Source organism: Novosphingobium sp., assembly GCF_965228995.1.
GTDB lineage: Bacteria > Pseudomonadota > Alphaproteobacteria > Sphingomonadales > Sphingomonadaceae > Novosphingobium.
Window position 1 is genome coordinate 3,169,544 of record NZ_OZ245852.1, and the last position, 20,538, is coordinate 3,190,081.

Genomic DNA, 20,538 nt, shown 5'->3' on the forward strand with positions numbered 1-20,538 from the left:
ATACCGCCCCTCGTAATCGCGATCAGGAGTCGCCCATGGTCCCCCGTTATGCCCGCCCCGCGATGACCGCGATCTGGGAGCCGGAAGCGCGCTACCGGATCTGGTTCGAGATCGAGGCTCATGCGACCGAGAAGCTCGGCGAACTGGGCGTCGTCCCGCCCTCGGCCGCCCAGGCACTGTGGGACTGGTGGGCGACCAATCCGAAGATCGACGTCGCCGCGATCGATGCCATCGAGGCCGTGACCAAGCACGATATCATCGCCTTCCTCGATTGGGTGGCCAAGGAAGTCGGCCCCGAAGCGCGCTTCATGCACCAGGGCATGACCAGCTCCGACGTGCTCGACACCACGCTTTCGGTGCAGCTCACGCAGGCCGCCGATATCCTCATCGCCGATATCGACGCGCTGCTCGGCGCGATCAAGCGCCGCGCGATGGAGCACAAGTACACCCCCACCATCGGCCGCAGCCACGGCATCCACGCCGAACCGACCACATTCGGCCTCAAGCTTGCGCAGGCTTATGCCGAGTTCGCCCGCTGCCGCGCCCGCCTCGTCGCCGCGCGCGCCGAAATCGCGACCTGCGCCATCTCCGGTGCGGTCGGTACATTCGCCAATATCGATCCGGCGGTGGAAGCCCATGTCGCCGAGAAGCTCGGCCTTGCGGTCGAGCCCGTCTCCACGCAAGTCATCCCGCGCGACCGCCACGCGATGTTCTTCGCCACATTGGGCGTGATCGCCAGCAGCATCGAACGCCTCGCCACCGAAGTGCGCCACCTGCAGCGTACCGAAGTGCTGGAAGCGGAGGAATACTTCTCGCCCGGGCAGAAGGGTTCCTCCGCCATGCCGCACAAGCGTAACCCGGTGCTCACCGAGAACCTCACCGGCCTTGCCCGCGTCGTCCGCTCCGCCGTCACCCCCGCGCTGGAAAACGTCGCGCTGTGGCACGAGCGCGATATCTCGCACTCCTCGGTCGAGCGCTACATCGGCCCGGACGCGACGATCACGCTCGATTTCGCGCTGGCCCGGCTCACCTCGGTGATAGACAAGCTGCTCATCTACCCCGAACGCATGCAGAAGAACCTCGACCGCATGGGCGGCCTCGTCCACTCGCAGCGCGTGCTCCTCGCGCTCACCCAGGCGGGCCTTACGCGCGATGATTCCTACCGGCTCGTCCAGCGCAATGCGATGCAGGTCTGGCAGTCGGACGGCCAGCTCTCGCTGCTCGAACTCCTGAAGGCGGATCCCGAAGTCAGCGCGGTGATGAGCGCGCAGGAGCTCGAGGACAAGTTCAACCTCGATTACCACTTCAAGGCTGTCGACACGATCTTCGCGCGGGTATTCGGCAGCTGAGGCTCGGCTTATAGCCCTCTCCCCTTCAGGGGAGAGGGTTGGGAGAGGGGAATGGCGCGCCGGAAGTCCCCTCTCAACTCCGACTAGCGAGCAAGCTCGCAAGTCTTCGTATCTCTCCCCTGAAGGGGAGAAAGCACAACCATAGATTTTGGCATCTGGCCCTGACACCCGCTAGCACTGGTCTTCCCCGCCAAAGCGCCCTAGCATGGGCGCCACACGGGGGAGGCTGGGGACAAAGCCTGATGAAACTGTTACGCTCGATCCTGTGGCTCGTAATCGTGGCCGCGCTGGCCGCATTCTCTGCAGCCAATTGGCAGCCCGTCGAACTCGTGGTGTGGCAGGGCCTCGTGCTCGATACCAAGCTGCCCGCCTTGGTTATCGGCGCGTTCCTGCTGGGACTTGTCCCGATGTGGCTGATCCACCGCACCATGCGCTGGCGGCTTCAGCGCCGCATCACCAATCTTGAAACCACGCTGGCCGGAAGCGCCTCGCTTTCGTCCACGCAGCTAGAAGCCCGGAAAGCAAGCGAAGCCCCATGAGCAATCCCGTCTTTCTCGCACTCGATCTGCCCCGCCTCGATGCCGCCATAGCACTCGCACAGAAGGTCAGGGGCCATATCGGCGGGGTGAAGCTCGGCCTCGAATTCTTCTGCGCACACGGGCACCACGGCGTGCACGAAGTCGCCAAGCTCGGCCTGCCGATTTTCCTCGATCTCAAGCTGCACGACATTCCCAACACCGTCGCTGCCGCGATGCAGTCGATCCACGTGCTCGAGCCGGCCATCGTCACCATCCACGCTGCGGGCGGCCGCGCCATGATGGAAGACGCCAAGGCCGCGGCGGGCGAGCATTGCAAGGTCGTCGCCGTCACCGTCCTCACCAGCCTCGACGATGATGACCTCGCCGGCGTCGGCGTCCCCGGCGGCGCGCACGATCAGGCGCTGCGCCTTGCCGATCTCGCGCAGGAAGCCGGGCTGGATGGCATCGTCTGCTCGGGTCACGAAGTCGGCGCGATCCACAAGCGCTGGAAGAACGGCTTCTTCGTCGTCCCCGGCCTCAGGCCCGAAGACAAGTCCCTTGGGGCGCACACGGCAGACCAGAAGCGCATCGTCACCCCCGGCGCCGCCCGCCGCGACGGTGCCAGCGTGCTCGTCATCGGCCGTCCGATCAGCCGCGCCGACGATCCCGTCGCCGCCGCCCGCGCCATCGAAGCCACGCTCTGAGCCGAGCCATGACGACGACTTATCGCATTGCCGGCCTCGCCGACGCGCCCGCCGTTCGCGCACTGATCGAAAGCGGCTATCGGGGCGACAGCGCAAGACAGGGCTGGACCAACGAGGCAGACCTCCTCGGCGGTGACCGCACCACGCCCGAAGAAGTCGCCGCGATGATCGCAGCGCCTGAAAAGCGCGTCCTCCTCGCCGAGCAGGACGGCGCCCTCGTCGGCACCGTCACGATCACCGATCTCGGAAACGAACGCGCCTACATGGGCCTGCTCTGCGTCTCCCCCACGCTCCAGGCTGGCGGCCTTGGCCGCGCGCTTGTCTGCGAAGTCGAAGCGCTGGCCGCCCGCGAATTTGCCGCGCGCGTGATGGAACTCATCGTGGTTGACGTCCGCACCGAACTGATCGCGTGGTATGAACGCCGCGGCTACACCCGCACCGGGGAGCTGCGCCCCTTCCCGCTGCCGATGGACGTGCCCTACAAGATGGTCGTGCTCGAACGCGCCATCCATCAATCCGGCGCCTGAAGGCCTCCTGTCAACGCGGTTCAGCCCCGCGAAAGCCCGCGCTGTGCAATGGCAGGGCACATTCTCAAGGGGACCAACCGATGACCACTAGCTCAACCTCGCTCCTGATGGCCGCCGCGCTTGCTGCTGCCGGTGCCGCCACGCCCGCCATGGCGCAGACCGTCTCGCCCGCACCAGTCGTCGCCCCCGGCAACGCCGTGCTGACGGTCAGCGCCGATGGCCGCTCCAGCCGCACCCCCGATCTGGCCGTGTTCAGCGCCGGCGTCACCACCCAGGCCAAGACCGCCGCCGCCGCCCTCTCCGAAAACGCGGACCGCATGAATGCGGTGATCACCGCGCTCAAGGCCTCGGGCATCGCCGAGCGCGATATCCAGACCAGCAACCTCTCGGTGAACCCGGTCTACGGCCAGCAGCGCGCCGATGCGAATGGCAACGTCAGCGGCGATCCGCTGATCATCGGCTATCAGGCCACCAATCAGGTCGAGGTCAAGCAGCGCAAGATCGGCAACTACGGCAAGACCATCGATACGCTGGTCTCCGCCGGTGCCAATCAGGTAAGCGGCCCCTCGTTCCAGCTCGATAACCCCGATGTCGCCAGCGACGAAGCCCGCCTCGAAGCCATGAAAAAGGCCCGCGCCCGCGCCGAGCTCTATGCCAAGGCGGCGGGCCTCACCGTCAAGCGCATCCTCACCATCAGCGAAAGCGGCGGCTATGCCCCGCAGCCGATGGTGATGTACGCGCGCGCCGATGCCATGATGGCCAAGGCCCCGAGCCCGGTCGCCGCCGGCGAAGTGCAGGTGGCTGCGAACGTGACGGTGACGTTCGAACTGGGGCAGTAAGCCCTGAAAAGCCCTCTCCCCTTCAGGGGAGAGGGTTGGGAGAGGGGAACTTGCCCCACCCGCATTTGACCCACAGCGCGCTCGCCCCTATCCGCACCCCATGCCCGCCCCCCTGATCAAGATCTGCGGCCTCACCACCCCCGCCGCGCTCGATGCGACCATTGCCGCGCGCGCCGATTATGCGGGCCTCGTGATCTTTCCCGCCAGCCCGCGCCACCTCGCGCTCGCCGATGTCGCCGCACTGGCAGCGCGCGCGGCAGGCCGGATCAAGCTCGTCGGCCTGTTCGTCGACGCCGCCGAAAGCCTGATCGCCGAAGTGGTCGCCGCAGCATCGCTCGATGTGATCCAGCTTCACGGCAAGGAAGACCCCGCCCGCGTCGCCGCGATCCGCGCCGCTTTCGGCAAGCCCGTGTGGAAGGCCACCGCCGTCTCCACCCGCGAAGACATAGCGCGCGCCGAAGCCCATGCAGGCGCCGCCGATCTCGTGCTGTTCGATGCTAAGCCCCCCAAAGGCGCCATCATGCCCGGCGGCCTCGGCCTAGTGTTCGATTGGACCCTGCTGGCAGGCTACAAGGCCCCGCTTCCTTGGGGACTTGCCGGCGGCCTTTCTCCCGCCAATGTGGCCGAAGCCGTGCGGATCACGCAGGCCCCGCTGGTCGATGTCTCCTCCGGCGTCGAAAGCGCACCCGGCGTCAAGGACGAAAGCCTCATCACCCAATTCTGCAAGGCCGCTCGCGCCGCCTGACCTTCCCTTTCGCCCGCGAATCTGGACAAGCGCGCAGGGCTCTGCCAAGCGAAGCGCCATGCACGCGCCCATCCCCAACAGCTTCCGCACCCAGCCCGACGCTCAGGGCCATTTCGGCCAGTTCGGCGGCCGCTACGTCGCCGAAACGCTGATGCCGCTGATCCTCGATCTCGAGGCAGAATACCGCAAGGCCAAGGCAGACCCTGCCTTCCACGCCGAGTTCGATGACCTGCTCGAACACTACGTCGGCCGCCCCAGCCCGCTCTATTTCGCGCCCCGGCTAACGGAAGAGCTCGGCGGCGCCCAGGTCTGGTTCAAGCGCGACGAGCTCAATCACACCGGCGCGCACAAGATCAACAACTGCATCGGCCAGATCCTCCTCGCCATCCGCATGGGCAAGACGCGGATCATCGCCGAAACCGGCGCAGGCCAGCACGGCGTCGCCACCGCCACCGTCTGCGCGCGCTTCGGCCTCCCGTGCGTGATCTTCATGGGCGCGACCGATGTTGCCCGCCAGGCGCCCAACGTGTTCCGCATGAAGCTGCTCGGCGCCGAAGTCGTCCCCGTCACCGCCGGTGCCGCCACGCTGAAAGACGCGATGAACGAGGCGCTGCGCGACTGGGTCGCCAATGTGCACGACACCTTCTACATCATCGGCACCGCCGCCGGCCCGCACCCCTATCCGGAACTCGTGCGCGATTTCCAGAGCGTGATCGGCAAGGAAGCCCGCGCCCAGATGCTGAGCCGCGTCGGCCGCCTGCCCGATCTCCTCGTCGCCGCGATCGGCGGCGGCAGCAACGCCATCGGCCTGTTCCACCCCTTCCTCGATGATCCGAGCGTCAAGATGATGGGTGTCGAAGCCGCAGGCCACGGCCTCGACCAGCTCCACGCCGCCAGCCTAGCCGGCGGCCGCCCCGGCGTGCTCCACGGCAACAAGACCTATCTGCTGCAAGACGAGGACGGCCAGATCCTCGAAGGCCACTCGATTTCGGCGGGCCTCGATTACCCCGGCATCGGCCCCGAACACGCCTGGCTCAAGGAAACCGGCCGCGTCCAGTATACCTCGGTGACGGACACCGAAGCGCTCGACGGCTTCCAGCTGCTCTGCCGCACCGAAGGCATCATCCCCGCGCTGGAACCCGCCCACGCCATCGCCGCAGTCAAGAAGATCGCGCCGACCATGGGCAAGGATGAGATCATCCTCGCCAACCTCTGCGGCCGCGGCGACAAGGACATCTTCTCGGTCGCGGAGCACCTGGGGGTGAAGCTCTAAATAGCCCTCTCCCCTTCAGGGGAGAGGGTTGGGAGAGGGGAATGCGCGACGCCAAACTCACGGGCCACGCCCGCGATAACCGCAAGCACATGACCGAACCCGAAACCCGCATGTGGCTGGCGCTTCGCGCTGAACGGTTTTCCGGCATCAAGTTCCGGCGGCAGAAGGTGATTGGGCCGGTCATCGCCGACTTCGCAGCGAATGACCCAAAGCTGGTGATCGAAATTGACGGCAACACGCACGATGTCGATGACCGGCGCGATGCAAACAGGACTCGCTTTCTCGAAGCGCAAGGTTATCGGGTTGTGCGATACAAGAATGCCGATGTGATGCAGAATTTGGAGGGCGTTTTGATCCATCTGACCGGGGTGATTGCCGAAATGCAGCCGCCTTCCCCTCTCCCAACCCTCTCCCCTGAAGGGGAGAGGGCTAAGTCTCCCTCTCCCCTTCAGGGGAGAGGGTCGGGGAGAGGGGAATGACCATCCGCCTCGCCTCAGCCTTCGCCAAGGGCCACCCCGCCCTCGTCTGCTTCGTCACCGCCGGTGATCCGACGCCGGGTGCCACGCCCGCGATCCTCGATGCGCTCGTCGAGGGCGGCGCCGATGTGATCGAGCTCGGCATGCCCTTCACCGACCCGATGGCCGATGGCCCGGCGATCCAGCGCGCCAATCTGCGCAGCCTCGCCGCCGGCACCAAGACCGCCGATATCCTCAAGATGGCCACCGATTTCCGCGCGCGCCACCCCGATGTGCCGCTGGTCCTCATGGGCTATGCCAACCCGATGATCACGCGCGGGCCTGAATGGTTCGCCGCCGAAGCCGCCAAGGCCGGAGTCGACGGGGTGATTTGCGTCGATATCCCGCCCGAGGAAGACGGCGAGCTTGGCCCCTATCTGCGCAAGGCCGGGATCAGCCCGATCCGGCTCGCAACCCCGACGACAGACGCCGCGCGGCTGCCCGCCGTGCTCGAAGGCTCCTCGGGCTTTCTCTATTACGTCTCGGTCGCGGGCATTACCGGCAAGCAATCCGCCGCGCTCGCCTCGATCGAAGAGGCCGTCACCCGTATCAAACAGACCGCCACGATCCCCGTCGCCGTCGGCTTCGGCGTGCGCACCCCTGAGCAGGCCGGCCCCATCGCCCAGGTGGCAGATGGTGTGGTCGTCGGTTCGGCGCTGATCGACATTATCGCCGAACACGGTGAAAACGCCGCAGGCCCGGTGCGCGAACTCGTCTCCGCGCTTGCCAATGCCGTCCACAATGCGCGAAAGGTAGAGGTATGAGCTGGCTAACCCGCGTCCGCAATTCGCTGCCGTTCTCGCCCAAGCGCGACACGCCGGACAATCTCTGGATCAAGTGCCCTTCGTGCAGCGAAATGCTGTTCACCAAGGAGTACGAAGAAAACCTCTCGGTCTGCCCGCGCTGCGATCACCACGGCCGCATTGGCGCGACGGAGCGCCTCACCCAGCTGCTCGACGCCGGGTTCGAGATCCTGCCCGCACCCAAGGTGCGCGAAGACCCGCTGAAGTTCCGCGACACAAAGCGCTATACGGACCGCCTCAAGGCCGCCCGCGCCGCCAACCCGCTGCCCGATGCGCTCACCGCAGCCGTCGGCAAGATCGATGGCCACAAGGCCGTCGTCGGCGTGCAGGATTTCGGCTTCATGGGCGGCTCGATGGGCATGGCCGTGGGCGATGCCTTTATCGCGGCGACTGAAGCCGCCATCGCCAACAAGTGCCCCTTCATCGCCGTGACAGCCGCAGGCGGCGCGCGCATGCAGGAGGGCATCCTCAGCCTCATGCAGATGCCGCGTACCACCGTCGCGATCAATCGCATGCGCGCGGCAGGCCTGCCCTACATCGTGGTCCTCACCGATCCCACCACCGGCGGTGTCACCGCGAGCTACGCTATGCTGGGGGACATCCAGATCGCCGAGCCCGGCGCGCTCATCGGCTTTGCCGGCCAGCGCGTGATCCAGGACACGATCCGCGAAAAGCTCCCCGAAGGCTTCCAGCGCGCCGAATACCTCCACGCGCACGGCATGATCGACATGGTCATCAGCCGCCACATGCTGAAGGCCACCCTCGCCCGCACCATCGGCTACCTGATGGCCGCACAGGCGGCGTAGACCCCTCCGACCCGCTGACGCCGGCCACCTCCCCGTTTGGGCTTCGCCAAAACAGGGAGGAACAAGAAAGGTCCTCCCCATTTTCACGAAGTGCAAATGGGGAGGTGGCAGCCCGAAGGGCTGACGGAGGGGTAAACCTTGCGCGACTTCGCCATTTCCGAAAACCCCCGCGTGCAAGCGCAGCTTGACCGCCTAGGCGCACTCTCGCTCCCGCAAGGCCGCCTCGGGCTCGATACCGTGCGCGAAATCTGCGCCCGCCTCGGCAACCCGCAGAACAAGCTCCCGCCCGTCTTCCACGTCGCAGGCACCAACGGCAAAGGCTCGACCTGCGCGTATCTGCGCGCGATCCTCGAAGCGCAGGGCCTCGTGGTCCACACAGCCACGAAACCCCACCTCGTGCGCTACAACGAACGCATCCGCATAGCCGGAAAGCTCGTCAGCGACGAAAGCCTTGCCGATCTCCTCCAGCGCGTGCTCGATGCCTCCGCAGACCTCGGCCCGAGCTTCTTCGAAGTCACCACCGTCGCCACTTTCCTCGCCTTCGCCGAAACGCCCGCGGACGCCTGTGTGATCGAAACCGGCCTCGGCGGCCGCCTCGATGCGACCAACGTGCTCGAAAGCCCCGCTGTCTGCGGCATCGCCACCCTGGGCATTGATCACGAGGCCTTCCTGCTTGTGCCCGAGGAAGGCACCCCGGACGACCCCCTCGCCCGCATCGCCTTCGAAAAGGCCAGCATCGCCAAGTCCGGCGTGCCGCTGGTCGTACAAAGCTACGCCGCCAGCCCGCTCGCCAGCGTCCTCGCCACGGCCAGCCGGATCGGCGCGCCCGTCCACCTGCGCGGCCGCGATTGGCGGGCGCAAGTCGGTGAAACCATCGAATACCGCGATGCACAGGGCACGCTGAGCCTGCCCCTCCCCGCCCTCGCCGGCGCGCATCAGGCCGATAACGCCGCGCTCGCCATCGCCATGCTGCGCCACCAGAGCGCCGTCCCGGTCAGCCCCGAAGCCATGGCGCAAGGCATCCGCGCCGCCCGCTGGCCCGCCCGCCTCCAGCGCCTCGGCACCGGCCCGCTGACGGCGCTCGCGGGCCAGCGCACTGTCTGGCTCGATGGCGGCCACAACCCGGACGCGGGGCAGGCCATCGCCCGCCATTTCGCGGAAAGCGCGCCGCTCCACCTCATCATGGGAATGCTGACCAGCAAGGACCCCAGCGCCATCCTGCGCCCCTTGGAAGGCAAGCTCGCCTCGGTCTCCATCGTCCCCGCCCCCGGCCACGACGCGCACACGCCGGAGGACTTCGCCCCCTTCACCATGCTTGCCGTGCGCAGCTTCACCAATGTGGCCGAGGCCCTCGCCGCGCTGCCGGCGGAGGGCGATGTCCTGATCGCAGGCTCGCTCTATCTCGCGGGCGACGTCCTCAAACGGAACGACGAAGCGCCGGATTGAGCCGTGGCGCCAACGTGCTTCGACAAGCTCAGCACGAGCGGAGTTTGTGATTGCCCGAAATCCCCAAGTCCCGCTCATCCTGAGCTTGTCGAAGGATCATGCGCGGCGTCACATTTCCGCCGGAACCACCGCAACCCGCCGCCCCACCCGCACCCATTCCAGACACACGAACGCCACAGCCACCAACCCTGCCGCCGCCGTCCAGCGGAACACAGTCGGATAGCCATAGAGGTCAAACGCCTCCCCCGCGATCCCGCGCCCGAGCGAGCCGATCAGGAACGTCAGCGAGGACAGCAGCGCATATTGCACCGCTGTGTAGCGCTTGGAGACGATGCCCGAGAGGTACGCCACGAATGCCGCGCCCGCGATGCCGGTGGAGATATTCTCGAAGCTGATCGCCAGCAGCAGCCGGATCATGCGCGGATCAAACCCGAACTGCGCGAACAGCGAGTGCAGGCCGATGGCCTTGCCCACCGCATCGATATGCACCGCGCCCTCGGCGAGGTCGGCATAAACGAAGTTGCCCAGCATCGGCAGGATCGCGCCGATCAGGATCGTCGGCATCCGCCCCAGCCGCAGGAAGAGGTAGCCGCCAAGGCTGATCCCCGCGATGGTCATGAAAATGCCGAAGACCTTGGAGGCAAACGCCACCTCGTCCTTCGAATAGTGCAGGAAATCGAGGTAGAACGGGAAGGCAAAGCTCGACCACACGTTGTAGCACAGCGTGTAGGTCAGGATCATCCCGATCACCACCAACACCCCCCAGCCGAGCCGCGCCACCAGTTCCGCCAGCGGCGCAATCAGCGCCACATAGAGATGGTTCGCGGCCGTCCGTGCGGGCGAACGCCGCGTATCAGGCGCCGTCAGCACCGCCCGGCCTTGCGCCCGCAGCGCATTGGTCACCGCCGCCACCAGCAGCGGCACCGCAACTGTCGCCGCCACGATCAGCGGGCCGAACTCGCGCGTGAAATCGCCGACCGAAGGATGCTTCTCGCCCGGTCCCAGCGGGCTCAGCATCACCACCATGAAGCGCACGATGGTGCTGATGGCCCAGGCCCAGCTCGTGCCCACCACGAGCAGCGCGATGCCCCGCGCGCGCGGTGTGAGTTCGCCCGGCTGCGCCAGCGCGGCGTGGAGTGTGCCCTGCTCGGGGCGCGGCGTATCGGGCGCGCGCACGGTCACCACCGCGATCAGCGCGATCAGCCCCGCCATCAGCAGATAAACGAGCGGCCACGACATCCGTCCCGCCAGCACCAGCGCCAGCGCCCCGCCGACAATCGAGGCGATGCGGTAGCCGAACTGGTAGATCGAGGAGAGCAGCTCGACCGGCGTGTCCGCGTCCGCCACGTCGATCCGCCAGGCATCCACCGCCACGTCCTGCGTCGCCGATGCCAGCGCAGCCAGGAAGGCAAACAGTGCGAACGTGCCGATGGCCTTGGTCGGATCAGTCGCGGCGAGGCCCGCAAAGCCCATGATCAACACGATCTGGCACAGCAGGATCCAGCTCTTGCGCCGCCCCAGTGCCTCCAGCCCCGGCAGCGCCATGCGGTCCACCAGCGGCGACCACAGGAATTTGAACGAATAGGAGAGGCCGATCCACGAAAGCACCCCGATGGTCGCGAGATCGATCTTCACTTCGCCCAGCCACGCGTTCAGCGTGCCAAGCAGCAGCGCATAAGGCAGGCCCGAGGCAAAGCCGAAGCCCAGCATCGTCGCCGACTTGCGCGTCGCCAGCGCAATCATCAGCAGCCGGAAGCCCTTGGGGCGTGGCGGCTTTTCCACTTCAGTGGCAGTCGATGCCATTCAATTCCTCATGTTTTCCCACCTCCCTTCCGTTCGTGTCGAGCGAACGGGGAACGGAGGCACCCCAATGCGATCAAGCATTTCCTTGCATGCTAAGCGGCAAATTGCGCTATGCCTAGCGCCGGAGAGTGACGAAACCGGGGGAGAGCCGCGAATGGCCACCACTGAAACGACCAGTCGGCCTACCGATGGCCAGCTCAATCTGGCGCGCCTCGTGGCCGCAGGCACAGGCCGCAAGGGCGAGGCGATCAGCCACGTTCCGGCCAGCGTCTATACCGATCCCGCCCACTGGGCGCGCGAGAAAGCCGCGCTGTTTGACCGGTTCCCGCAGGTTCTCGCCCCTTCAGCGCTGCTGCCGCAGCCCGGCATGGCCGTGCCCCACGATGCCACCGGCCGGCCCCTGCTGCTCACCCGCGATACCGCCGGCAAGGCGCATGTGTTCATGAACGTCTGCCGCCACCGCGGCACCCGCCTTGTCGAAGGCGGCGAGGCCCAGTGCACCAAGCGCCTCGTGTGCCCCTATCACGCCTGGACTTACGGCACCGACGGCAAGCTCCTCGCGCTTCCCCGCCCCGATACCTTCCCCGGCCTCGACCAGCCTGCGCTCGGACTGATCGAACTTCCCAGCCTCGAAGCCGGAGGACTGATCTGGTTCGCGCCGCAATCGGCCGAATTCAGCCTCGCCGCCGAAATCAGCGCCGATTTCGCGGCTGCGGGCCTTGGCGGTCATCACCTCTATGCCCGCCGCACGCACAGGGTCGCGTCCAACTGGAAGCTCATCATGGATGCGTTCCTTGAAAGCTACCACGTGCAGCGCCTCCACGCCCGCACCATCGCGCCCTATTTCAAGGATGGCGTGACAGCGGGCGACGAGATTGGCCCCCACATGCGCGCCATCGTCGGCCGGGTGACCGAACTCGAAGGCCTCGATCTCGCCGATTGGCCCGCGCTGCGCCGCGTCGCCACTTTCGCCTACCAGCTGTTCCCCGCCACCGTCATCGTGATCAGCCCGGATTACGTGAACCTGATGACGATCATGCCGCAGGCGCACGACCTCACCTTGGTCGAGGATTTCATGCTGATTGCCGAGGCCCCGGCCACCGAAAAGGCCGAGGACCACTGGCGCCGCAGCTGGGAGCTGCTCGACGGGCAGGTCTTCGGCTCCGAAGACTTCCGCGCCGCCGAACTTGGCCAGCAGGGCCTCGCCACCGGCGCCGTCCCGCAGCTGACCCTCGGCACGCTCGAAGGCGGCATCCGCCGCTTCCACGAGATCTGCCAGCGCGAGATCGCCCGACACGAAGCAGGGTGACGGCGCGCCCTTGCGCGCGTAAGGGGCAAGTCTATGGCATTCCCCCCCAAAGACAGGAGCGGCCGCCCGGGAAGGCCCGCGGCTCCTACCGGCTCAGGTTCAGGCTCGCGCCGAAACCCCTCCAATCAGCCCGCTCCCTACAAGATCCCCAAGCCGCGCCTGCCCAAGGCCGCCGCCGTGCCGCAGACGCGCGCCCTGGCGGAAGATGGCACCCCGCGCGAGGGCGACCGGATCGCCAAGCTCCTCGCCCGCGCCGGCATCGCCAGCCGCCGCGAGATCGAGCGCTATATCGCCGAAGGCCGCATCGCGCTGGACGGCACGGTGATCACCACGCCCGCCACGATCCTCAAGAACCTGCGCGGCGTCACCGTAGACGGCAACCCCGTCGCCGCCCCCGAACCACCGCGCCTGTTCATGTTCCACAAGCCCTCGGGCCTGATCACTGCCGAGCGCGACCCCACCGGGCGCCCGACGATCTACACCGCACTGCGCAATGCCCTGCCCGAAGGCGCGGGCCGGGTGATGCCGGTTGGCCGGCTCGACATCAACACCGAAGGCCTGCTCCTCCTCACCAACGACGGCGAACTCAAGCGCGCGATGGAACTGCCCGCCAACGCGGTCCCGCGCACCTACCGCGCGCGCACGTTTGGCGATGTGGCGCAGAGCCAGCTCGATGAACTCATGCAGGGGATCGAGATCGAGGGCATCCGCTACGGCCCGATCAACGCCAATCTCGAGCGCAGCACCGGCCGCAACAAGTGGATCGAGCTGACCCTCACCGAAGGCAAGAATCGCGAAGTACGCCGCGTGCTCGAACATCTCGGCCTCGAAGTCTCGCGCCTGCTGCGCCTGCGCTACGGCCCCTTCGATCTCGGCGAACTGCAGCGCGGCGCGGCGGAAGAAGTGCCGCAAGTCGTGGTCGAGCGCTTCCGCAAGGGGCTTGCGGGCGATCACGCCACGCGCGTCCAGCAGGCGGTCCATGCCGGCAAGGCGGTCGCGCCCCGCGCGCCCAAGCCCGTCCCTGCCGCTCCCGCGCCCGCGCCCGAACGCGAGGCCGAACGGCCCCGCCGCGCCGGCGCGCAGCGCGTCCGCCTCAGCCCTGATGCCGGCAAGCTGGTCGACAAGCCAGGCGGCCGCCCCCCGCGCCGCACCGGACCCAAGAGCGGCGGCAAGCCCGGGGCCAAGCGCTGATGCTGAGGATCATCGCCGGCACCTGGCGCGGCCGCAAGCTTCAGGCCCCCTCGGGCGACACCACCCGCCCCACCGCAGACCGCACGCGCGAAACGCTGTTCTCGATGCTCACCAGCCGCCTCGGCAGCTTCGAGGAACTGACCGTCGCGGACTTGTTCGCAGGCTCCGGCGCGCTCGGCCTGGAAGCCCTCTCGCGCGGCGCGGCCAAGGCGCTATTCGTCGAGCAGGACCCCGCCGCGATCCGCGCGCTCCGCGCCAATATCGCCGCGCTTCAGGCGCAGGCGCAGTGCGACGTGCGCGCAGCCTCGGTCCTCGCGCTTGGCCCGGTGCCATCTCCGCTCGATGTGGTGATGCTCGATCCGCCCTATGGCTCCGGCGCCGGCGCTGTCGCCATTGACCGTCTCCTGCGCCTCGGCTGGATCGGCCCCGGCACCTGGGTCAGCCTCGAAACTCACGCCGATGAACCCTCCGGCGTTCGCGCGCTCGCCATCGACGCCGAACGCAAAGTCGGCAAAGCGCGCCTCACGCTGATGCGGGTGGCTGAATAACCCCTCCGTCAGCCCTGCGGGCTGCCACCTCCCCATTTGCACTTCGTGAAAATGGGGAGGATCTTCTTGTCCTCCCCATTTTTACCGCAGGCACAAATGGGCCAACCCACTCTAGGTCCTCCCCATTTTTGCCGCAGGCACAAATTGGGAGGTGGCCTGCCGCAGGCAGGTCGGAGGGGTATCTTCTTCCTAAACCCGGCGCGGCGCCATCAGCACCCCCACCAGCGTCACCACCCCCGCAGCCGTCAGCACCAGGCCGGTCCACACCACCCCGCCATGCGCCGCAAGCCACGCCGCGCCCAGCGGCGCCAGCGCCCCGCCGACGATCCCGCCGAGATTGAACGCCAGCGAAATCCCCGTGTAGCGTACGTCCACCGGATAGAGCGAAGGCAGCCACGCACCGATGGGGCCGTAACAGAGCCCCATCACGAACAGCGCGGCCGAGAGCGTCAGAAACAGCACCGGCAGCGATCCTGCCGCCAGCCCGCTGCCAAAGCCAAGCCCGACCAGCCCGGTCAGCGCGGCTCCCACCGCCATCACCGTGCGCGGGCTCGCAGCGTCCGACCACCAGCCCGAGACCACGATGCCGATGGCGAACACCACGTCCGCGCCCAGCTGGATCGCCAGCACCGTCTCGCGCGGGTAGCCCAGCTTGGTCGTCGCGAACGATAGCGCGAAGGTCGTCGCGAGGTAGAACAGCGCAAAGCACGCAATCACCCCCATCGTGCCCGCCAGCACCGCGCCGGGATATTCGGCCAGCAGCTTGCCCAGCGGCACGCGCGGCGGCGGCGCGGCTTCGAGCGAGGCCTTGAACGCAGGCGTCTCGCCAATCCGCAGCCGGATCCATAGCCCGAGAATGACCAGCAGCGAACTCGCCAGAAACGGCACGCGCCAGCCCCAGCTAAGGAAATCCGCTTCGTTCAGCATCAGGCCCAGCAGCAGGAACAGGCCATTGGCAAACAGGAACCCCAGCGGCGCCCCCAGCGGCGCGGCAATGCCAAAGCGCGCCTCCATCCCCTTCGGCGCGTTCTCCACCGCCAGCAGCGATGCCCCGCCCCATTCGCCGCCAAGGCCAAAGCCCTGCCCGAAGCGCAGCAGGCACAGCAGCGCGGGCGCCACCCAGCCTGCCACCGCATAGCCCGGCAGGAAGGCCACCAGAAAGGTCGAGACTCCCATCAGCAGCAGCGAGACGACCAGCGTCGATTTGCGTCCGATGCGGTCACCGAAATGGCCGAACGCCACCGCGCCCACCGGCCGTGCAAAAAACGCGATCCCGAAGGTCATCAGCGCCAGCAGCGTCTGGGCCGCCACGCTCTCGGCCGGGAAAAACAGCGGCCCGATCACCAGCGCGGCGGCCGTGCCGAAGATGTAGAAATCGTAGAACTCGACCGCGGTGCCAACAAGGCTGGCCAAGAGTACGCGCGCGTGGACCACGAACGGATTTGCAGTGTTCATATATCCCCTACCCCGGCTTCATGGGTGCCATGCCCGCTCGCTTCGGTCGGCGCAACCAGCCTCCTCCCCGCAGACTTGCACGCCCTCGCGAAGTTCCCTACTTGTTCCGGTGTGACCCTTGTAAACGCCCCCGATTCAAACTGGCTTGAAGGCCTCAATCCCCCGCAGCGCGAGGCCGTGCTGACGACCGAAGGCCCCGTGCTCATGCTCGCGGGCGCGGGCACCGGCAAAACCGCCGCGCTCACCGCGCGCCTTGCGTACCTGCTGCGCGCGCGCCTCGCGTGGCCTTCGGAAATCCTCTGCGTCACCTTCACCAACAAGGCCGCGCGCGAAATGCGTGAGCGTGTCGGCCAGCTGATCGGCCCTTCGGTCGAAGGCATGCCCTGGCTCGGCACGTTCCACTCGGTCGCCGCCAAGATGCTGCGCCGCCATGCCGAACTGGTCGGTCTGCAAAGCACCTTCACGATCATCGATACCGACGACCAGCTGCGCCTCCTCAAGCAGCTGATCCAGGCCGAAGGGATCGACGACAAACGCTGGCCCCCGCGCCAGCTCGCCGGGCTGATCGACCGCTGGAAGAACCGCGGCCTCGGCCCGAAGGACCTCGATGCGCTCGACAACGAGGCTTACGCGAACGGCAAGGGCGCCAAGTTCTACGCCTTGTATCAAGACCGGTTGCGCGCGCTCAACGCCTGCGATTTCGGCGATCTCACGCTCCATATGCTCACCATCTTCAAGCAGCACCGCGAAGTGCTGGAAAGCTGGCAGAGCCGCTTCAAATACGTGATGGTGGACGAGTATCAGGACACCAACGCCGTCCAGTATCTCTGGCTCCGCCTGCTTGCGCAGACGCGCAAGAACATCTGCGTGGTGGGCGATGACGATCAGTCGATCTACTCATGGCGCGGCGCAGAAGTCGCCAATATCCTGCGCTTCGAAAAGGATTTCCCCGGCGCCAAGGTGATCCGGCTGGAGCAGAACTACCGCTCCACCCCGCATATCCTCGCCGCCGCCGGCGGAGTCATCGCGGAAAACAGCCAACGCCTCGGCAAGACGCTGTGGACCGAAGTGAACGGCGGCGACAAGGTCCGCGTCATCGGCGTATGGGACGGCCCCGAAGAAGCCCGCCGCGTGGGTGAGGAGATCGAGCGGCTGGAGCGCGAAGGCGCCCCGCTCGACCGCATCGCCATCCTCGTGCGCGCCTCGTTCCAGACGCGCGAGTTCGAGGACCGCTTCATCCAGATCGGCCTCTCCTACAAGATCGTCGGCGGCTTCCGCTTCTACGAACGCGCTGAAATCCGCGACGCGCTGGCCTACTTGCGCGTCATCGCCTCCCCGCAGGACGACCTCGCGTTCGAGCGCATCTACAACGCCCCCAAGCGCGGCCTTGGGGACAAAACGCTCGAAAAGCTCCACCGCCACGCCCGCGCGCGCGGCATCCCGCTCGCCGCCGCCGCGATCGAGCTGTGCGACACTGATGAACTCCCCGCCCGCGCCCGCGGCACGCTGTCCAGCCTGATGCGCAGCTTCATCGGCTGGCGCGACGGGATCGCCACGCTCACCCCCGCCGAACTGATGCGCACCGTGCTGGATGAAAGCGGCTACACCGCCGCGCTTCAGGCCGAAAAGAGCACCGAAGCCTCCGGCCGCCTCGAAAACCTCACCGAACTCGCCCGCGCGATGGAGGAATACGAAACGCTCGGCGATTTCCTCGAGCACGTCAGCCTCGTCATGGACAACGACGCCGCGGCGGACACCGAGAAGGTGACGGTGATGACCATCCACGCCGCCAAGGGGCTTGAATTCGACAACGTGTTCCTCCCCGGCTGGGAAGAAGGCGTGTTCCCCTCGCAGCGCGCGCTGGATGAAGGCGGCCTCGCCTCCCTTGAGGAAGAGCGCCGCCTCGCCTATGTCGCGATCACCCGCGCGCGCAAACGCTGCACGATCCTCCACGCCGCCAACCGCCGCATCTACGGCCAGTGGACCAGCTCGATCCCCAGCCGCTTCGTCGGCGAACTGCCCGCCGACCATATCGAGGAGGAAACCACGATGAGTGGCGGCGCCTCCCTGTGGCGCGCGCAATGGTCCGAACACTCGGACCCCTTCGCGCACGTCGCCAGCGCCAATCCGGCGCGCAACCTCACCCGCGGCCCCGGCTGGCAACGCGCCGCCGCCGCGACCTACGACCCCTCCCCCAAACGCATCGCCGAACCCAGCCGCTCCGCCGCCAGCTTCGCCAGCAAACCCCGCACCGACATTTCCGTTGGCACCCGCGTGTTCCACGACAAGTTCGGATACGGCACCGTCGCCGCGCAGGAGGGCAACAAGCTGGAGATCGACTTCGAGACGGGGGACCGGAAGCGGGTGATTGATAGCTTTGTGAAGGCGGCTTGAGGGGGTTTCATGGCACACCATATCCGGTTTCTGGTTCTGCTCGCCGCAGCAGTACCTGCGCTCGCGCAGGCCGCCCCACCCTTCGCCTATCGGATGGTCCAGACCCCGGAGGAAGGCCCGCTCGATCCCAAGGTCGAGGGCCGCTACACTGCCGCATTCGCCGCCTGCCAGAACACCGCGCAGACCACGAGCGAGAACGCAGACTGTTTCGTAGCGGAGTTCGCCCGGCAGGATGCGGTTCTCAATCGCACCTGGCAGGCCGCGTTTCCTCGCATCCCAGCCCAGCAGCGCCCGCTCCTACGCGCGGCCCAGCGCCGCTGGCTGGCGGCGCGTGATCCGTTCTGCCGTAAAGAATCCGACGGCTTCTCCGGCGGCACCATTGCCCCAGTCATTTACGTGAGCTGCCGCACCGAACAGACCATCCGGCGAACGCTCTGGCTTGAGAAGCTGGCAAGGGGTTGAAGGGCCCATGCGCAGGCTTGGCACCGTCTCGACTGGCGACAGATGACCGTACCGTGATCCGTCACCCCGTGCTTGACACGGGGTTGGGCTGTCCTTCTGGCGCGGCGCTGAAACAAGAAGCCAAGGCCCGGATCAAGTCCGGGCCAAGGCCCGGATCAAGTCCGGGCTGACGATCCCCTCGGATGTCAGCCTGTCCCAAGCACCCACCATCCGTTCGTGTCGAGCGAAGTCGAGACACCACACGCCGCGCTCGGTGTCTCGACTTCCGGCCTTTCAGTCCGGAAGTTTATCCCGAGCGAAGTCGAGGGGCTCGACACGAACGGGGAATGGAATGTTTGGAAGGACTTAAAGCGCCGAAACGCCAAGGAACCCCGGCACCGGCCCGTTCCACTCGCCCGGCTGCGAAGGCAGTTCCGTCAGCACATCCTTGGGCGGACGCGGCTCGTCGCGGCGTGCGCGGGGTGCCCGCGCAGGAGCTGCTGCAGGGGCCGGATCCTTCACCACTTCTGGCGAAACGTCGATCTCTTCCACAGGTGCTGCCGCCTTGGGGGCGCGTTCCTTGCGTGGCGCACGCTCGCTGCGCGGTGCCCGCTCACGCCGTCCGCTCTCGCGCGGTGCAGCATCCTCGCGCGCCGGCGCCGCATCCCCGCCTTCCAGCGCAAACACCGGAATGCTCATCCCCGTCAGCTTCTCGACGTTGGCGATCGCTTCGGCATCTTCGCTCGTCACGAACGTAAACGCCCGGCCCGTCGCGCCCGCGCGGCCGGTGCGGCCGATGCGGTGGACGTAGTCATCCGGATGCCACGGCGTGTCATAGTTGAACACGTGGCTCACGCCCTTCACGTCCAGCCCGCGTGCCGCGACGTCGGACGCCACGAGGATCGAGATCACCCCGTCCTTGAACTTCTGCAGCTCGGCATTGCGCGCGTTCTGGTCCATGTCGCCATGGATTTCGCCCGCTGAAAAGCCGCTCTGCTGCAGGCTCTTGGCCAGTTCGCGCACCGTGGTCTTGCGGTTGGCGAAAATGATCGCGGTGCCCACGTTGTCGGTGCGCAGCAGGTGCCGCAGCGCTTCGCGCTTGCCGCGCGTCGTGACATGCACCTTGTGCTGGACGATGCTGGTGTTGTTAGAGGCAGGCCGCGCCACCTCGATATACTTCGGGTTCGAGAGGAACTTGTCCGCCAGCTTCTTGATCACCGGCGGCATCGTCGCGGAAAACAGCAGTGTCTGGCGCTGTGCGGGCAGCTTGGAGCAGATCGTCTCGATATCCGGGATAAACCCCATGTCGAGCATGCGGTCCGCCTCGTCGATCACCAGGAGATCGCAGCCGTTGAGCATGATCTTGCCGCGCTCGAACAAGTCCATCAGCCGGCCCGGCGTCGCGATCAGCACGTCCACGCCGTCAGACAGCGCCTTGACCTGATCGCCCATCTGCACGCCGCCGATCAGCAGCGCCATCTTGAGATCGTGGTTCTTGCCATACTTCTCGAAGTTCTCGGCCACCTGCGCGGCGAGTTCCCGAGTCGGCTCGAGGATCAGCGAGCGCGGCATCAGCGCGCGGCGGCGGCCATGCGCCAGAATGTCGATCATCGGCAGCACGAAGCTCGCCGTCTTGCCCGTCCCAGTCTGGGCGATGCCGATCAGATCGCGCATCATCAGCACCGAAGGGATGGCCTGCGCCTGGATCGCAGTCGGCGTGTCGTAACCTGCGTCGAGAACCGACTGCAGCAATTCGTCAGACAGGCCGAGGTCGGCAAATTTCATGGGCGCTGGTTTTTCCGAAATGGTAAGGCGCACAGGGACAGTCCCGCGCGCGGAAGGCTCGGCCTCGCGGCCCGCCATCGTGGCCCC

Annotated in this window: 18 protein-coding genes and 1 pseudogene; 16 read left to right on the plus strand and 3 right to left on the minus strand. The window is 66.9% G+C overall.

The window, feature by feature from the left end; translation table 11 throughout:
• Positions 1-35 precede the first annotated feature (35 nt).
• The 11 genes from purB to ACO056_RS14470 all read left to right on the plus strand — a co-directional run bounded on the left by purB (position 36) and on the right by ACO056_RS14470 (position 9,525).
• The gene (purB, locus tag ACO056_RS14420) at positions 36-1,349 is read left to right on the plus strand and encodes an adenylosuccinate lyase (RefSeq protein WP_421847908.1); all 1,314 of its coding nucleotides are present in this window, start codon (positions 36-38) and stop codon (positions 1,347-1,349) included.
• Between the two features lie 242 nt (positions 1,350-1,591).
• Positions 1,592-1,888, plus strand: a complete 297-nt coding sequence (locus tag ACO056_RS14425; protein ID WP_421847910.1) for a DUF1049 domain-containing protein — start codon at positions 1,592-1,594, stop codon at positions 1,886-1,888.
• Positions 1,885-2,571: an orotidine-5'-phosphate decarboxylase gene (gene pyrF, locus ACO056_RS14430; protein ID WP_421847912.1), complete on the plus strand. Its 687-nt coding sequence runs from the start codon at positions 1,885-1,887 to the stop codon at positions 2,569-2,571. The genes ACO056_RS14425 and pyrF overlap by 4 nt, the downstream gene beginning before the upstream one ends.
• Positions 2,572-2,579: 8 nt before the next feature.
• Positions 2,580-3,098 carry a GNAT family N-acetyltransferase gene (locus ACO056_RS14435; protein WP_421847914.1) on the plus strand — a complete coding sequence of 173 codons (519 nt, stop codon included), beginning with the start codon at positions 2,580-2,582 and terminating at the stop codon, positions 3,096-3,098.
• 80 nt (positions 3,099-3,178) lie between these two features.
• The gene (locus tag ACO056_RS14440; RefSeq protein WP_421847916.1) at positions 3,179-3,937 is read left to right on the plus strand and encodes an SIMPL domain-containing protein; all 759 of its coding nucleotides are present in this window, start codon (positions 3,179-3,181) and stop codon (positions 3,935-3,937) included.
• 100 nt (positions 3,938-4,037) lie between these two features.
• On the plus strand, positions 4,038-4,682 hold the full coding sequence (locus ACO056_RS14445; protein WP_421847918.1) for a phosphoribosylanthranilate isomerase: 645 nt from the start codon (positions 4,038-4,040) through the stop codon (positions 4,680-4,682).
• A gap of 58 nt (positions 4,683-4,740) precedes the next feature.
• Positions 4,741-5,955: a tryptophan synthase subunit beta gene (gene trpB, locus ACO056_RS14450; protein ID WP_421847920.1), complete on the plus strand. Its 1,215-nt coding sequence runs from the start codon at positions 4,741-4,743 to the stop codon at positions 5,953-5,955.
• A gap of 41 nt (positions 5,956-5,996) precedes the next feature.
• Positions 5,997-6,434, plus strand: coding sequence for an endonuclease domain-containing protein (locus tag ACO056_RS14455; protein ID WP_421847922.1), 438 nt, complete (start codon positions 5,997-5,999; stop codon positions 6,432-6,434).
• Positions 6,431-7,234, plus strand: coding sequence for a tryptophan synthase subunit alpha (gene trpA / locus ACO056_RS14460; RefSeq protein WP_421847924.1), 804 nt, complete (start codon positions 6,431-6,433; stop codon positions 7,232-7,234). Before ACO056_RS14455 ends, trpA begins: the two co-directional genes overlap by 4 nt.
• Entirely contained in the window at positions 7,231-8,079 is an 849-nt protein-coding gene (gene accD, locus ACO056_RS14465; protein ID WP_421847926.1) for an acetyl-CoA carboxylase, carboxyltransferase subunit beta, read from the plus strand. Before trpA ends, accD begins: the two co-directional genes overlap by 4 nt.
• A 138-nt stretch (positions 8,080-8,217) precedes the next feature.
• Entirely contained in the window at positions 8,218-9,525 is a 1,308-nt protein-coding gene (locus tag ACO056_RS14470) for a bifunctional folylpolyglutamate synthase/dihydrofolate synthase (protein ID WP_421847928.1), read from the plus strand.
• A gap of 108 nt (positions 9,526-9,633) precedes the next feature.
• Here ACO056_RS14470 and ACO056_RS14475 read toward each other — a convergent pair whose 3' ends face one another.
• Positions 9,634-11,328: an AmpG family muropeptide MFS transporter gene (locus ACO056_RS14475; protein ID WP_421847930.1), complete on the minus strand. Its 1,695-nt coding sequence runs from the start codon at positions 11,326-11,328 to the stop codon at positions 9,634-9,636.
• A 154-nt stretch (positions 11,329-11,482) separates the two neighbouring features.
• On the opposite strand from ACO056_RS14475, the gene ACO056_RS14480 reads away from it, so the two are divergent.
• The 3 genes and pseudogenes from ACO056_RS14480 (at position 11,483) to rsmD (ending at position 14,376) form a co-directional block, all read left to right on the plus strand.
• On the plus strand, positions 11,483-12,637 hold the full coding sequence (locus ACO056_RS14480) for an aromatic ring-hydroxylating oxygenase subunit alpha (protein ID WP_421847932.1): 1,155 nt from the start codon (positions 11,483-11,485) through the stop codon (positions 12,635-12,637).
• Positions 12,638-12,670: 33 nt separating this feature from the next.
• Positions 12,671-13,579 (plus strand): annotated as a pseudogene (locus ACO056_RS14485) (pseudouridine synthase); the annotation flags it as partial.
• Positions 13,580-13,827: 248 nt separating this feature from the next.
• Positions 13,828-14,376, plus strand: coding sequence for a 16S rRNA (guanine(966)-N(2))-methyltransferase RsmD (gene rsmD / locus ACO056_RS14490; RefSeq protein ID WP_421847934.1), 549 nt, complete (start codon positions 13,828-13,830; stop codon positions 14,374-14,376).
• 189 nt (positions 14,377-14,565) lie between these two features.
• On the opposite strand, the gene ACO056_RS14495 is transcribed toward rsmD, so the two are convergent.
• On the minus strand, positions 14,566-15,831 hold the full coding sequence (locus ACO056_RS14495; protein ID WP_421847936.1) for an MFS transporter: 1,266 nt from the start codon (positions 15,829-15,831) through the stop codon (positions 14,566-14,568).
• Positions 15,832-15,942: 111 nt separating this feature from the next.
• Between ACO056_RS14495 and ACO056_RS14500 the strand changes: the two genes are divergently transcribed.
• On the plus strand, positions 15,943-18,225 hold the full coding sequence (locus ACO056_RS14500; RefSeq protein WP_421847938.1) for an ATP-dependent helicase: 2,283 nt from the start codon (positions 15,943-15,945) through the stop codon (positions 18,223-18,225).
• A 9-nt stretch (positions 18,226-18,234) separates the two neighbouring features.
• Positions 18,235-18,687 carry a lysozyme inhibitor LprI family protein gene (locus ACO056_RS14505; RefSeq protein ID WP_421847940.1) on the plus strand — a complete coding sequence of 151 codons (453 nt, stop codon included), beginning with the start codon at positions 18,235-18,237 and terminating at the stop codon, positions 18,685-18,687.
• Between the two features lie 345 nt (positions 18,688-19,032).
• Here ACO056_RS14505 and ACO056_RS14510 read toward each other — a convergent pair whose 3' ends face one another.
• A complete protein-coding gene (locus ACO056_RS14510; protein ID WP_421847942.1) occupies positions 19,033-20,451 on the minus strand; it encodes a DEAD/DEAH box helicase in 1,419 nt (472 codons plus the stop codon).
• Positions 20,452-20,538: the final 87 nt, after the last annotated feature.

What these genes read in the sequence shown, in the direction of transcription:
- purB (WP_421847908.1), top strand. Translation starts at nt 36, where the DNA reads ATGGTCCCCCGTTATGCCCGCCCCGCGATGACCGCGATCTGGGAGCCG.
- ACO056_RS14425 (WP_421847910.1), top strand. Translation starts at nt 1,592, where the DNA reads ATGAAACTGTTACGCTCGATCCTGTGGCTCGTAATCGTGGCCGCGCTG.
- pyrF (WP_421847912.1), top strand. Translation starts at nt 1,885, where the DNA reads ATGAGCAATCCCGTCTTTCTCGCACTCGATCTGCCCCGCCTCGATGCC.
- ACO056_RS14435 (WP_421847914.1), top strand. Translation starts at nt 2,580, where the DNA reads ATGACGACGACTTATCGCATTGCCGGCCTCGCCGACGCGCCCGCCGTT.
- ACO056_RS14440 (WP_421847916.1), top strand. Translation starts at nt 3,179, where the DNA reads ATGACCACTAGCTCAACCTCGCTCCTGATGGCCGCCGCGCTTGCTGCT.
- ACO056_RS14445 (WP_421847918.1), top strand. Translation starts at nt 4,038, where the DNA reads ATGCCCGCCCCCCTGATCAAGATCTGCGGCCTCACCACCCCCGCCGCG.
- trpB (WP_421847920.1), top strand. Translation starts at nt 4,741, where the DNA reads ATGCACGCGCCCATCCCCAACAGCTTCCGCACCCAGCCCGACGCTCAG.
- ACO056_RS14455 (WP_421847922.1), top strand. Translation starts at nt 5,997, where the DNA reads ATGCGCGACGCCAAACTCACGGGCCACGCCCGCGATAACCGCAAGCAC.
- trpA (WP_421847924.1), top strand. Translation starts at nt 6,431, where the DNA reads ATGACCATCCGCCTCGCCTCAGCCTTCGCCAAGGGCCACCCCGCCCTC.
- accD (WP_421847926.1), top strand. Translation starts at nt 7,231, where the DNA reads ATGAGCTGGCTAACCCGCGTCCGCAATTCGCTGCCGTTCTCGCCCAAG.
- ACO056_RS14475 (WP_421847930.1), bottom strand. Translation starts at nt 11,328, where the DNA reads ATGGCATCGACTGCCACTGAAGTGGAAAAGCCGCCACGCCCCAAGGGC.
- ACO056_RS14480 (WP_421847932.1), top strand. Translation starts at nt 11,483, where the DNA reads ATGGCCACCACTGAAACGACCAGTCGGCCTACCGATGGCCAGCTCAAT.
- rsmD (WP_421847934.1), top strand. Translation starts at nt 13,828, where the DNA reads ATGCTGAGGATCATCGCCGGCACCTGGCGCGGCCGCAAGCTTCAGGCC.
- ACO056_RS14495 (WP_421847936.1), bottom strand. Translation starts at nt 15,831, where the DNA reads ATGAACACTGCAAATCCGTTCGTGGTCCACGCGCGCGTACTCTTGGCC.
- ACO056_RS14505 (WP_421847940.1), top strand. Translation starts at nt 18,235, where the DNA reads ATGGCACACCATATCCGGTTTCTGGTTCTGCTCGCCGCAGCAGTACCT.
- ACO056_RS14510 (WP_421847942.1), bottom strand. Translation starts at nt 20,451, where the DNA reads ATGAAATTTGCCGACCTCGGCCTGTCTGACGAATTGCTGCAGTCGGTT.